Genomic DNA, 12,831 nt, shown 5'->3' on the forward strand with positions numbered 1-12,831 from the left:
CGCCGGCCCTCCTGGGGCCGCGCGGCGAATCGCCTGTTCACGCGGCGCGGTCACCGGGATCGCATGGACAACGCCCCGCGGCTGTCACCGGTGCCGGACACCGGTGACAGCCGCGGGGCGCGTGTGACCTCCCGTGGGCCCGGTGCCACGCGGGCGCCGGGGCGGGTCGGGCTACTTGCTGATGGCGAAGCGCATCAGGGCGTGCTCGTCGCCCTGCTTTATCTTCCCCGTCACGTTGATGACTTCGAGCTTCCAACTGGCGCCGACCCGTACGGCCTTGGCGACGGCGCAGCCGTTGTCCTGGGTGAGCAGGCTCGGCCAGATGTCGGCGACCTGCTGGGCGCTGCCGCCGGTCGCGTCGTAGACCTTGAAGCTGATGTTGCGGGCCTTCTGGAAGGAGCTGCCCTTCTTGAACGCGGCGGCGACGAACACGATCGAGGTGATCTGGTCGGGGACGCGGGCGAACTCGACCGTGACGGTCTCGTCGTCCCCGTCCCCGCGCCCGCTCTGGTTGTCGCCGCTGTGCACCAGGGAGCCGTTGCCCATGGGGTCGAGCGAGTCGAGGCCCGCGAGGCGCACCGGGTCCGCGCCCTGCATGGCGACGGCGATCAGGTCGAGGTCCGTGCCGGTCTTGCGGCGGAGCAGGCCGACCACCCCGCCGCTGCTGCCTGCTGTGGGGTCCCAGGAGACCCCGATGGACAGGTGGGTCACCCCGTCCAGGTCCGCCGGGCCGGAGTCCTTCGTAAGCGTGATCATGCGTGGCTCATCCTCTTCGGTAACGGACTACAACACGCAAAGTGTGCCTAACGCCCTGATGGGGGCGAGGGGGTGGGTCCCGGTGAACGCGATCGGCCCCCGCCGGGCGGCCCTTGGCGGGCGGTCCGCCGCCGGACGTGTCCGTGCCGGTCGCGGGGAAGACCTCGCGACCGGCGTCAGGGTGCGGTGGCGCGGCGGACAACGGCCGCCGGTGTCACTCGGCCGCGGCGATCCAGCCCCGCAACTGCTCGGCGGTGGTGGAGGGATCCGCGACGAGTACGGCGAGTTCGTCGTCGGGGGAGCCGAGGGTGGTGATGGCCGGGCACCGGTGGCAGGCGTCCACTCCCGCCTGGTTCCACCACTTGCAGTGCGGCCGCAGATGGCAGCGCGGCACGGCCGCGGTGGCGTCGGACGAGGGCAGGGTCCGGACGCGCTCGATCAGGCCGCAGGCGTCACCGACCCGGTTGGCGCAGCCGGACACGCAGTGCGAGGCGAACCGGAGCACCCGGTGGGGCGCGATGCCCTCGGGGACGGTGGGCAGGACCTGTGCGGCCGGCACCGGCTCCGACAGGTAGACGACTTGGCCGTTCTCCCCGGAACGGACCCCCAGAACGACGGATTCCGGCCGGTGGGCCGCCCCGCTGGGACACCAAGTGAGCTGCTCTTCCCCCGGCTTGTCCACGGTGCGCTCCCGCCCCGCTCAGGCGCCGGAGGTGTCGGCGTCGGCGGGGGTGGTGTAGACGACACCCAGGATGGGCCCGCCGGTGTTGCCGCCGCTCGCCTGCTCGGCGGCGACCGCCTTGTCCAGGTGTGCCGCGAGGTGCTGCGCGTCGATGCGCTGGGCCGCGTTGGCGGTACCGGCGGCGGCGAGGAGTCCGGTGAGGAGCGCCGCGGTGGCCGCGGCTGCCCGTATGTTCTGGTTCATGTCGTCCCTCCCTGAACGGTTCGTCACGACTGACAGAGGCGACCGTATGCACCAACTCCCGTTCGGGGAAGCCGTTTTGGGGCGTAACTTTTCCGCCGCCGCGGGGAGGCGGCGCGGCGGCCGAGGAGCCGGCGGGGATGCCCGCGGGCGGTCACCCCTCGCGGCGTGCCGCGCGCCACTCCCGTACGGCCTCCTCCACATCGACCGGCTTCCGGCCCAGCGGAGGTCCCGGCGGCGGCTGCCTGAGCATGGCCGTGATCTTGTCGTTGACCGGCTCCAGGAGCGCCCGTACGGCCCGCTCGGACGGTGCCTTCGCCACCGCGGCCAGCACGTCCTCGACCTCCTTGCGGAGCGCCAGCGCCGGCGGCAGCATCGCCGTGACGCCCTCACGGGCCATCTTCTGGCGGATCCACCACATCTCGTCGTAGGGCTGCGAGGCGTCGGGCAGGGGTTTGCCGAAGCCGGGCAGTTCGGCGAACTCGCCGCGCTCCTGTGCCTCGCGGATCTGCCGGTCCACCCACGACTCGACGCTCATTCCCGCGGGTTTGCGCTCGGTCATCGGATCACTCTCCTGTGTCGCGGGGAGCGGCGCCGCGGCCGCCGCGCGATTGGGGCGGCCTGCCGGTGCGCCCCCGCCGGGAACGGAACGGTCGTCGACACCCTCAACCCTAGCCGGGAGGCGGAGCGCACCCCCAGGGCAGTCCCGCGTCACGGCCCGGCCCGGCCGGAGGTGTGCCCGTCGTAGGACGTGAGCAGTTCTCTCCGGCGGTACGGCACCGCCGAGGACGGTCGGCCGCGAGCGGGATGCGGGAGAATCACGGCATGGTGATCACCGCGCGCGCCCTCAACCGTGCCACCCTCGCCCGGCAGTTGCTGCTCGGGCGTGAGCCGCTCGGAGCCGTGGAGGCACTGGGCCGCGTGGTGGCCCTCCAGGCGCAGCAGCCCGCCTCGCCGTACATCGCGCTGTGGAACCGGCTGCGGGACTTCGACCCGGCTCAGCTCGACGAGGCGCTGGCGAACCGCCGTATCGTCAAAGCGACACTCCTGCGGCTCACCCTGCACGCGGTCCTCGCCGAGGACTACCAGGGCTTTCGCGAGGCGATGGAGCCGACGCTGCGCTCCTCGCGGCTCGGCGACGCGCGCTTTCGCGCGAGTGGGCTGACCCCCGAGGACGCCGACGCCCTGGTCGCTGACCTGCTCACGTATACCCAGCAGCCGCGCACGAGCGCCGAGCTGGGGGACTGGTTCGAGGAGCGGCTGGGCCGGCCGCTGGAGACCGGGGCCCAGCGGATGCTTCGGCAGTACGCGCCGCTGTGGCACGCGCCCACGGGCGGGCCCTGGGCGTTCACCCAGCGGCTCTCGTACGTCACGGCGGCGCGGCGGCCCGCCCTGGCGGAGCCCGGGGCTGCCGACGACGGGCTGCGGACGCTGATCCCGCGCTACCTGTCGGGCTTCGGCCCGGCGTCGATGGCCGACATGGCGCAGTTCGCGCTGGTCCACCGGCCCCGGGTCAGGGCCGCGCTCCAAGCCCTCGGGGACGAACTGGAGCAGCTGGAAGGCCCCGACGGCACCGTCCTGTACGACCTCCCGGGCGCGCCCAGGCCCGACGAGGACACCCCCGCCCCATCCAGACTGATGGCGATGTGGGACAGCGTCCTGCTGGCCCACGCCGACCGCAGTCGCGTCATCCCGCCCGCCTACCGCAAGCACGTGACCCGGGTGAACGGCGACGTGCTGCCCACCCTGCTGGTGGACGGCCGGGTCGCCGGCGTGTGGCGCGCCACCGAGGGCGGCATCGAAGCCGCTGCCTTCCACCCGCTGCCCCCGCACGTCTGGCAGGAGCTGGCGGCCGAGGCCCGGTCACTGCTCGCCCTCCTCGCCGCCCGCGACCCGCGTGCCTACGCCCGTTACGACCACTGGTGGGCCAAGGGGATGCCCGCGGCCGAGACCCGGCTGCTCCCGGGGGACTGAAACGGCGACCATGGTCCGGCGGGCACGGGCGTGTCGCCCCCTCTCCCGTTCGCGCGAGGGACGTGCGACCCGTCGCGGCCCGCGAAGCTCCCCTCGGCCCACCGAGGGGCCGGGTGGCTTACGAGGGGGCGCACCCCTCCACGGTTCCGGGCCGGTCGCGCTCCAGCGCGTCGGCCAGCTCCGTCCTGCGCCGTATCCGCAACTTCCGGTAGGCGCTGGTCAGATGGGTCTCCACGGTACGGCGGGCGAGATGCAGCAGATCGGCGATCTCGGGGTTGGTGAGGCCCTCGGCGGCGAGTTCGGCGATACGGCGTTCACTGCCGGTCAGCGCCCCGGGGCCGGTGTGCACCACCACGGGGCCGCGCGCCCCGCTCTCGCGCAGCGCCTGACCGGCCTGGGTGACCATGCCCACGGCGCCCCGGCCCTCGGCGAGCTCGGCCGCCTCGCGCAGGCAGTCGCGGGCGTGGCCGCGTTCGCCCGCCGCGTGGAGCTGGCGGCCCTGTGCCAGCAGGGCGCGTACCAGCTCCATGCCCGCGTCGGCGGTCGCCTCCCGCAAGGTCGCCACCGCCTCCTCGGCCAGCTCCAGACCGCGCCGGCCCCCGGTCGCGGCCCCCAGCACACGCAGGGCGCGGCCCACCGTGCGCGGGGTGTTCCACACCCGGGCGAGCCGCAGCTCCTCCGCCGCCAGGGCCAGCGCGTCCCGGCCGCCGCCCAGCGCCAGCCGGCACTGCGCGGCAGCCGTGCGCCAGGGGGTGACGACCGGGCTGAGCACATCCCGCGCGGACTGGCGGCGCCCGCATTCGAGGAAGTCGTGCAGGGCGCCCGCCGGGTCGCCGGTGGTGGCGCGCAGCGCGCCCCGCGCGTAGAGGAAGCGGTTCGCCTCGAAGTTCCTGGCCGGTCCGCGCAGATCGAACGCGGTGGCGAACCGCTGGGCCTCCTCGAAACGGCCGGTGTGGACGAGCGCCAGCAGGGCGTTGGCGTCCCGGTTGGACGGGGTGGGGCGCGGCTCCTTGGGGCGCTGCACCACACTCGCGTCGTAGTGGGCGGCGAGCAGATGGTCCGCGTCGCCCCGGGCCGCGGCGATGTCGGCGCGGGTGTTGAGGAGCATGTGCCGCATCGGATGCAGCAGCAGGGGCTGCTGGGCGGCCAGGCCGTGGTCGACGAGCCGGTCCGCCTCGTCGAGTTCGTCCGCCCACTGGGCCACCGCGGCGGCCGTCCCCAGCAGAAAGGGTTCGGCGAGCGGGTCGGTGGGCCGGGCGAGCAGGTCCCGTATCCGGGTCATCGCCTCCTGGGCGGAGATCGCCGCGGCCGTCGCGGCGTACCGCACGAGCAGGGCCTGTCCGGCGGTGCCGACCAGCTCCGGGGAGTACTGCGCGGCCTCGCACAGCCGCCGGTAGATCCGCTGCCGCGCCTCGGTGTCCCCGTCGCCCAGCAGAGCGGTCGCGGTGCGTAGGGTACGGGCGAGATCGGGGTGGGCGGAGAGCTGTCCCTCGGTGCGGAGCAGCACCTCCAGGGCGGTACGGATCTCACCGCGGCTCACCAGGGCGGTGCCGAGGGCGACGGCGGTACGCACCCGGTCGCGCGGCTCGGCCGCCAGATGGTGCGCCTCGGCCAGGCGGGCGATGGCCGCCGGGGCCTCCGCCGAGGCGTGGTGCAGGGAGCCCAGTTCGGTGAGCAGGCGCTGGCGAAGGGCGTCGGGCAGCGGTTCGTCCAGCGCGCGGCGCAGATAGGCGAGGGCGTCGGCGGGGCGGGCGTCGTGCACGGCGACGGTCACCGCGTCCCGCAGGACGCGCACCGCCCACGGCAGACCGTCCGCCGGCACCCGCAGCAGGTGCCGGGCGACGGCCTCGGCCCGTGCGCCCCCGCGGACCATCGCCCGCGCCGCGGCCCGGTGGGCCGCCTGCCGGCGCGCCTGGGGCCAGCCGGTGAGTACCGCGTCGCGCAGCAGCGGATGGGCGTAGCGGGGACGGCCACTCGCGTCGGGGCGCAGCAGGCCGAGCCGGGTCGTCGCGGCGAGCCAGCCCGCGATCCTGGCGGGGTCCGCGCCGGTGGCCTCGGCCAGGAGCCGCACCGGGTCGCCCTGCCCGTCCAGGTCGTCGTCCGCGCCGGGTTCGTCCGGTGGCCACGCCTCCTCCAGCGCCGCCAGGCAGCGGGCCACCTCGGCCGTGGCGGGACCGGCGCTCTGCAGCCACCAGGAGACGGCCGCCGGATAGGACCCGGGATACAGGGCGGCGCAGGTCTCGGGCAGCGGCGGGGGGCCGTCGGCCGCGGAAGGATCCGCGCCCACGTCGTCGAGGAGGGCGTGCAGCAGCAGCGGACTGCCCGCCGCGGCGCGCACGCAGACCGCCCTCCACCCCGAGCCGGCCGAGGGGAAGGCCTCCCGGACCAGATCGGCCGCCGCCGCGTCGCCCAGCGGGGCGAGGGTGTGGGCGTGCACGAGCGAGGGGGACAGCGTGCGGGCGAGACTGGCGGGCCCGGGCTCGATGTCGTACTGGCTGCGTTCGGTGGCCACCACCAGGACCCCCGGCCGGTCGGCGCGCCTGGCCAGTTCGCGCAGCCAGCGGCAGGAGGCGTCGTCGGCCAGGTGGACGTCGTCCACGGCCAGCAGCAGCGGCCCCTCGTCCGCGTACGAGCGGAGCGTCCGCCAGAGGCGGGCCGCCCGGGTGCGCTCGTCCTCGCCGGGGAGCGGGTCGGGGAACTCCGGTGCGGGCGCCAGCAGTTGGCGCACCGTGGCGAAGGGCACCGCCGTGTTCTCGGACGAGCACCGCACGCGTAGCACCCGCAGTCCGGCCGCCGCGGCGTGCTCACCGGCGGCCTCCAGCACGGCGGTACGGCCGGTGCCCGTGGCGCCGCGCAGCACCACGAGTGAGCCGTCGCCGGACCGGGCGCGCTCGACCGCCGACGCGATCAGCCCCTCGGCGCGGTCGCGTTCGCGGAGCGGTCCGCTCATCGGGGCCTCCTGACGTCGGTGCTTCCCCCACCGGTTAGACGGGCGAAAGCCGACGAAGGTGGGGGTGAGATCGCTCACTCGGGGGCAAGGACGTGCCCCGGAGGCCTGTCCGCAGGGGGGCGTAAGGCCCTCTCGTGGTGGTCTCGTGGTGTGCCTCGTGGTGCTCCACGATTGCGTGCGCGGCCGCCCCCGAAGAAGGGTGAAGCAGTTGTCCGGTGCCGGACGTCCTCGTACGGCACGCCTGTGAACAGGGGGAGACGGTTGCTGAACTCACTGGGGACCGCCACGATGTCCGATGCCGTACAGACGCGCGCCGTTCGACGGCGGGTTCCGGTGGCCGTCACCGCACCGGACCCGATCAGCCGTGAGGGAGCCGTCAGCCAACTGCGCCGGCACCCGGAGATCGAGCTGCGCGAGGAGACCGGCCCCGGCACGGTCTCCCTCTTCGTCGAGAACACGCTCGACGAGGCCGCGCTGAGCCGGTTGCGCCGGATCGTACGGAGCGAGGGGGCGCGGGCCGTGGTCGTCGTCGACACGGTCCGCGAGACGGAGCTGCTGGACATCGTCGGATGCGGCATCGGCGCCATCGTCTGGCGGCACGAGGCCACCGCCCACCGGCTCGTACAGGCGGTCCTGGCCGCCTCGCGCGGCGACGGCGACCTGCCCGCGGACCTGCTGGGACGGCTCATCAGCCAGGTGGGCACGCTGCACCGGGGCGCCGAGGGCCGCCCGGACGCCCCCTCGATCGGTCTCGTGCCGCGCGAGGTGGACGTGCTGCGGCTGATCGCCGACGGCCTCGACACGGGGGAGATCGCGGGCAAGCTGTCGTACTCCGAACGCACCGTCAAGAACGTCATCCACGCCCTCACCACCCGCCTGCATCTGCGCAACCGCGCGCACGCCGTGGCCTATGCCCTGCGCGAGGGCTACATCTGACCGAACGGGCACACCCCGGCTGCCCTCGACGGCCTGACGGGCACCGAGGGCCCGACCGGCGCCGGCGCGGTCGGCTGCCGGTGCGCGACGAGCGCGACATCGTGGTGCGCCGCCGCGGGCCACCGCGGTGGTTCCGGCTCTCCTGCCTGCTGACGGCGTGGACCAAGACCCCCAGGACGAACACCGGCTGCTGTCGGCCGTCCTGGGTACGTGGGTGGCGGCGGCGGTCGCGGTGACCGCCCTCGTCCTCGCGGTCCTGTACGTCCCGGACGCCGTCGACGCCACGCGCGACCACTTCGCCAAGCGCGCCCCCGTGGCACCCGACGGCTTCCGCGCCTCGCGCTCCTACGCCGGGCACCAGCCGCAGCTCGCCTTCGACAGGCGGAGCAACACCTGGTGGGCTCCGGGTGTCCCGCAGTCCGGGCAGGGCCAGTGGGCCGAGGTGAGCTTCGCGGAGCCCACCCGGCTGCTGGACGTGGCCATCACGCCGGGCGTCTCGGCGCGCCGACAAGCTGGGCGACTCCGCGCCGCCGCACCGCCTCAAGGCCACGGTGACCACGAAGGACGGCAGGACGACGACGCGCGACATCACCCTCGACCAGGGCGCGGGCGGCCGGCGCCGCCACTTCCGTGTCGGTGACGCGGTCCGGGTCCGCCTCACCGTCGAGGCGGCGTACGCCGTCTCCGGCGACAAGCAGGTCGCCCTCGCGGAGGTCGAGTTCTTCGGCCGGTCCAGCTCGCACGGCCTCTGGGGCGGGCCACCGGGTGACACGAGGAGCCGGGCGGGGGCGTGGTCCCGGAGGCTACACCGGCCTCTGGAACCAGGCGACGTCCCAGTACCGGCCGAACTTGCGCCCGACTTCCCGGTACACCCCGACGGGCTGGAAGCCGAAGCGCAGATGGAGCCGGCGCGACGCGTCGTTGGGCAGGGCTGTCCCGGCGAGCACCTGGCGTACGTCCTCGCCCTCCAGCACCCCGAAGAGCGCGGCGTACAGCAGACTGCCGACACCGCGTCCCACGTGCTCGGGCGCCAGATAGACGCTGGTCTCGACCGAGGTCGAGTACGCCGGTTTGGGACGGAACGGGCTGCTGGTCGCGTAGCCGAGGACCTTGCCGCCCTCCTCGGCGACCAGGAGCCGGTGCGGGCCGTCGGTGGGGTGGGAGGCCAGCCACGGGCGTCGCTGCTCCACGGTGAACGGCTCGACGTCGAAGGTGATCGGGGTCTCGACGACGTAGTGGTTGTAGATACGGGTCAGTTCCTCCAGGTCGTCCTCGACGCCTGCCCGGACCCGCGCCGGGGCGGAGAACGCCCCGTTCACCCTGCTGCTCATCCGTCGACCATAGTCAGCGCGCGTTTCGCCCGTGTTTCGCTCGGCCAAGGGCACGTATTCCGCTCCGGGTCGGATGGAGGGGCGCCCCCCGTCAGCGCACCGGCCCGAGGAAGCCGTCGACCGTGCGGCGGACCCGGGAGACGGCATCGGCCTCGCCCAGCCGCAGCGCGAGGTTCGCGGCGTGGAGGACGGCGTTGAGCTGAAATGCCGTCAGATCGCAGTCCCGTTCGGCGATTTCGCCGTTCCTCACGGCGTGGCGCAGCTCGTCCGCGAGGAGGGTCTGCCAGGTGCGCCGGTGGAGCGCCAGCAGGTTGCGGACGCTCCCGGGCCGGTCGTCGAACTCCGGCAGGTTGGCGGCCCAGAAGCAGCCGCCCGCGAAGAGGGGCTCCTCGGCGTAGGTGATCCAGTGCTCCGTGAGCGCGCGCAGCCGGGCGGCCCCCGGCGGGGCGCTCCGGGCGGGATCGACGACTGCTTCGGTGAACGCCTGGCGGGCCGACTCCGCGACCGCGAGTTGCAGGTTCTCCTTGGTCTTGAAGAGGGTCTGCACCCCGCTCTTGCTCAGCCCCAGGTCGGTCGCGAGCCGGCCGATGCTGAGCCCTTCGAGTCCCTCCTGGGAGGCCACGTCGACGCCATGCCGCGCGATCCTGCGCCGTGTCCGGGCGCCGCGCAGAAGCCGCTGATCCACCACAGCCCCTTGGAGGTCCACCCCCGCCTCCTCTCCCGCGCCGGGAGAAGGTGCGGGCCGGTCGAAAGGCCGACGCCCACCCGTGTGCTCGCTCATCCGGCCATCCTCTCATCCCTTGCCATAAGCGTACGACCGGTCGTACGTTTTGTTTGCCCGTCCGCGTGTCGGCCGCGTGGACCGGCTCGTCCGAGTCGGCGTTCTCAAGGAGGCACCCGTGCAGGACCACCGCTCGTTCCCGTCGGCGCACGCGCCGGCCGTTGTGGAGAGCAGCCGCGGAGTGACCGTGGATCCGCGCCTCAGGGACGTGGGGAACATCCGCACGGCGCACCTGTTCGACATGGTCGTCGACCTCGAACCGCGTCTGCCCATCGGCGACGGCCCGTTCGGCCGCCGGGTCTTCTTCGGCTCCGCGGGCGGCACCTTCGTGGGCCCCCGGCTGCACGGGGAGGTCCTGCCCGGGGGAGGGGACTGGGCGCTCTTCGGCCCCGACACGACGATGCGCCTGGACGTGCGCCTGACGCTGCGCACCCACGACGGCGCGCTTGTGCATCTGACGTACGGGGGCCGTTGGGCCACTCCCCCCGATCTGCGCGACGCCATGGCCGATCCCGCCGAGCGGCACCGCGTCCACCCCGCCCGCTACTACTTCCGCACCACCCCTCTCTTCGAGACGGGCTCCGAGGCCTACGCCTGGCTCAACGACACGGTCTGCGTCGGAACGGGCTACCTGGTCGAGGGGGGCGTCGCCTACAAGGTCTTCCAGGTTCTGTGACGGAACGCCGGGATCACGTGCGCCGGCGCGTCAGCGGGTGCGAACGAGCCCGTCCACCAGAGCACGCGGTTCGCCCGTGCCCGTGCACGTGTCCTCAGCCGTCGGTCTCACCCCCGTGGTGGCTCGGGCTTCGTCGACGGGGCCCACCACTCGATGAGGAGCATGGTGGCGTCGTCGCGCAGGTCGTTCTGCCCGCTGTCCAGGATGGAGTGGATGAGGCGCCGCAGTGTCTCCGCGGCCAGTTCGCCCGCCGCGGTGGCGAGGATGATGGAGTCGGTGAAGCGGTCCATGCCGAACTCCCCGCCCCCGGCGGTACGCCCCTCCGTGACGCCGTCGGTGTAGAACAGCACGCGGTCGCCGGGCTCAAGCGTGACCTCGTGGACGGCCCTGGGCGCGGTGCTGAACCTGGCGGGCAGGCCCATGGGCGGCTGGGGAGTGCGTTCGAGGGCGCCGTCGACGACCCGCCCGTCCCGGATGAGCAGAGGCGGCGGGTGCCCGCAGTTGCACCAGCTGAACACGCCCGTGGCGAGGTCCAGCTGGGTGAGGATGCCGGTGCAGTACTTGTCGGGCAGCCACTGGCCGAGCGCCTGGTCGATGGTCTCGACGAGGTCGAGCAGCCCCGCCCCGGCCCGCCGCGCGTTGCGGCAGCCGGCCAGCGCGACCGAGGTCGTCAGCCCGGAGGCGAGGTCGTGCCCCATGGCGTCGAGGATCGCGGCGTGGAGAGTGGACTGGGTGAGCGAGTGGTCGAAGGCGTCACCCCCGATCTGGTACGCCGGTTCCAGTACGGCGGTGGAGACCACGTGGCTGTTGCCGATGGTGCGCGGGGCGAGGAAGGCGCGGAGCATCTCGGCGGGCAGCTGCATGCGCTCGGCCCGCGCCTTGCGCGCGAAGCTGTCGCTGTAGGCGCGCTTGGAGGTGATGGCCATCGCCACGACCTGGGTCAGCATCCGGCAGCGCCGCAGCCGTACGGCGTCCACGGAACGCGTCCGTACACCCAGTACCCCCAGCCGCTCGGCGCCGTCCACGACGGGCAGCCACAGGCAGAGGACACCGGTCTCCACGCTCTCCATCCGGAGGGAGACCGTCCGGTAGCACCCGCCGGCGATGGACGTGTCGATGTCCAGCGTCGGGACCCCTTCGGTGAGCGGCACGAGACTGCGCTGCTGAAGGTCGGTCAAGTAGATGACGACCTCTCCCAGGCCGTACGCCTCGGCGAACCGGTTCACCAGCGCCGGCAGGTCCATCGGCGGCGCGGCGTGCACCTGGGCGAGCAGCTCCTCCAGCAGGCGCTCGCCGCAGTCGGGGTTCTCGGCGCCATCCCTGCCCATGACCGACCACCTCCTCCTTCCGGCAGTCTCACACCCCCTCCCGCATCCCGCCCCGCACGATCCTTCCCGTGCGGCCACCCGGCGGAAGCGGAGCACCCGCTCCCCGGCGGGGCCGGGCTTCACCCGGCCCCGCGCCGCGTTGGCCCCCTGACCCGCCCGTGCCGTCAGCCGGTTTCACCGCGCGATGGGGTGATGACGGCGAACGTGCCGCCCTGCGGGTCCCGCACCACCGCCATCCGGCCCGTACTCATGTCGAAGGGGGGTTTGCGCACCGCGCCGCCGGCGCGGACGACGGCCTCGACGACGCGGTCGGTGCCGTCGACGGCGAAGTACGTCAGCCAGTGCGAGGGCGTGCCCTCGGGGAGCTTGTCGAGCCCCTGCATTCCGGCGACGGTCCGCCCGTCGACCTGGAGGGCGAAGTAGCCCGGCTCACCCTCCATCGGGGTCCTGGTGATGCCCAGGACACGGGAGTAGAAGCGCGCCGCGGCCTCGGGGTCGGCGGTGTTCAGTTCGTTCCAGATGAACGCGCCGGGCTCGTTGACGATCCGCGCCCCGAAGAAGTCCCGGGCCTGCCACAGACCGAAGGCCGCGCCCGTGGGGTCGGTGGCCGTCGACACACGGCCGAGCGTACGCACATCCGTGCCGGGGCCGACCACGGCGCCGCCGCTCTCGGCGATCGTCTTCTCGCTCGCGTCGGCATCGGGCACGGCGAAGTAGGTGGTCCACACGCTGCGGGGCGCGGGCCCGCCGTCGGGGGGCGTCGCGGCCGCTATACCGGCGACGGGTTTCCCCTTCAGGGTGCAGATGGCGTATCCGCCGCTCTCCGGTGTCCCGGCCTCGCGCTCCCAGCCGAAGACGTCACCGTAGAAGTCGAGTGCCGCCTGCTGGTCGGGCACCACGAGGTCGACCCAGCAAGGGGTCCCGGGCAGATAGGGGCTGTCGGCAAGGGACATGAGCGGTCTCCCAGGAGTGAAGGGGGCGGTCCGAGGAGCGGCATCCCCGCTCCGGGCACCCAGTGACCTCTCCAACCCCGGCGCACCCAAAACCCGGGCCACGGCTCCCGCACCACGCCTGGCGACGACCGCCCGCCCGGCCAAGCCCCGGGGCGGGACGTGGGGATGCGGTGGCCTGGCGGGCGCGGCGGCGGATCACGGCCCGGACGGTGGCGCCCGGCCCG

General features: G+C 73.9%; 12 protein-coding genes and 2 pseudogenes. 5 read left to right on the top strand and 9 right to left on the bottom strand.

All coding sequences use genetic code 11. The features are described 5' to 3' along the window. Positions 1–171: 171 nt before the first annotated feature. The 4 genes from ACZ4MU_RS22110 to ACZ4MU_RS22125 form a co-directional block, all read right to left on the bottom strand. Positions 172–756, bottom strand: coding sequence for a TerD family protein (locus ACZ4MU_RS22110; protein ID WP_467879198.1), 585 nt, complete (start codon positions 754–756; stop codon positions 172–174). Positions 757–970: 214 nt separating this feature from the next. Further along, positions 971–1,438: a hypothetical protein gene (locus ACZ4MU_RS22115; protein ID WP_467879201.1), complete on the bottom strand. Its 468-nt coding sequence runs from the start codon at positions 1,436–1,438 to the stop codon at positions 971–973. Between the two features lie 18 nt (positions 1,439–1,456). Beyond that, positions 1,457–1,681, bottom strand: coding sequence for a hypothetical protein (locus ACZ4MU_RS22120; protein ID WP_467879203.1), 225 nt, complete (start codon positions 1,679–1,681; stop codon positions 1,457–1,459). A 151-nt stretch (positions 1,682–1,832) separates the two neighbouring features. After that, entirely contained in the window at positions 1,833–2,240 is a 408-nt protein-coding gene (locus tag ACZ4MU_RS22125) for a DnaJ family domain-containing protein (RefSeq protein ID WP_467879205.1), read from the bottom strand. Positions 2,241–2,503: 263 nt separating this feature from the next. On the opposite strand from ACZ4MU_RS22125, the gene ACZ4MU_RS22130 reads away from it, so the two are divergent. Beyond that, complete coding sequence (locus tag ACZ4MU_RS22130) at positions 2,504–3,652, top strand: winged helix DNA-binding domain-containing protein (protein WP_467879208.1); 1,149 nt, start codon at positions 2,504–2,506, stop codon at positions 3,650–3,652. A 118-nt stretch (positions 3,653–3,770) separates the two neighbouring features. On the opposite strand, the gene ACZ4MU_RS22135 is transcribed toward ACZ4MU_RS22130, so the two are convergent. Then, positions 3,771–6,602, bottom strand: a complete 2,832-nt coding sequence (locus tag ACZ4MU_RS22135; RefSeq protein ID WP_467879211.1) for an AAA family ATPase — start codon at positions 6,600–6,602, stop codon at positions 3,771–3,773. A 288-nt stretch (positions 6,603–6,890) separates the two neighbouring features. Here ACZ4MU_RS22135 and ACZ4MU_RS22140 point away from each other — a divergent pair, with 288 nt between their 5' ends. The 3 genes and pseudogenes from ACZ4MU_RS22140 to ACZ4MU_RS22150 form a co-directional block, all read left to right on the top strand. Continuing rightward, positions 6,891–7,538: a helix-turn-helix transcriptional regulator gene (locus tag ACZ4MU_RS22140; RefSeq protein WP_467879214.1), complete on the top strand. Its 648-nt coding sequence runs from the start codon at positions 6,891–6,893 to the stop codon at positions 7,536–7,538. A gap of 56 nt (positions 7,539–7,594) precedes the next feature. Next, positions 7,595–7,749, top strand: a pseudogene (locus ACZ4MU_RS22145) (Pvc16 family protein); the annotation flags it as partial. Continuing rightward, positions 7,741–8,281 (top strand): annotated as a pseudogene (locus tag ACZ4MU_RS22150) (NADase-type glycan-binding domain-containing protein); the annotation flags it as partial. The pseudogenes ACZ4MU_RS22145 and ACZ4MU_RS22150, both read left to right, overlap by 9 nt. Positions 8,282–8,341: 60 nt before the next feature. Here the strand turns inward: ACZ4MU_RS22150 and ACZ4MU_RS22155 are convergent. Then, positions 8,342–8,869 (bottom strand): GNAT family N-acetyltransferase, encoded by a 528-nt coding sequence (locus tag ACZ4MU_RS22155; RefSeq protein WP_467879217.1) that lies wholly within the window; start codon positions 8,867–8,869, stop codon positions 8,342–8,344. A 91-nt stretch (positions 8,870–8,960) separates the two neighbouring features. Further along, entirely contained in the window at positions 8,961–9,554 is a 594-nt protein-coding gene (locus ACZ4MU_RS22160; RefSeq protein ID WP_467879220.1) for a TetR/AcrR family transcriptional regulator, read from the bottom strand. A 214-nt stretch (positions 9,555–9,768) separates the two neighbouring features. On the opposite strand from ACZ4MU_RS22160, the gene ACZ4MU_RS22165 reads away from it, so the two are divergent. Beyond that, on the top strand, positions 9,769–10,326 hold the full coding sequence (locus ACZ4MU_RS22165) for a DUF3237 domain-containing protein (protein WP_467879223.1): 558 nt from the start codon (positions 9,769–9,771) through the stop codon (positions 10,324–10,326). Between the two features lie 107 nt (positions 10,327–10,433). Here the strand turns inward: ACZ4MU_RS22165 and ACZ4MU_RS22170 are convergent, their stop codons facing one another. Continuing rightward, positions 10,434–11,654: a PP2C family protein-serine/threonine phosphatase gene (locus ACZ4MU_RS22170; protein ID WP_467879225.1), complete on the bottom strand. Its 1,221-nt coding sequence runs from the start codon at positions 11,652–11,654 to the stop codon at positions 10,434–10,436. 164 nt (positions 11,655–11,818) lie between these two features. Next, complete coding sequence (locus ACZ4MU_RS22175; protein WP_467879228.1) at positions 11,819–12,607, bottom strand: VOC family protein; 789 nt, start codon at positions 12,605–12,607, stop codon at positions 11,819–11,821. Positions 12,608–12,831: the final 224 nt, after the last annotated feature.

Source organism: Streptomyces sp. NPDC026377 (assembly GCF_055567715.1).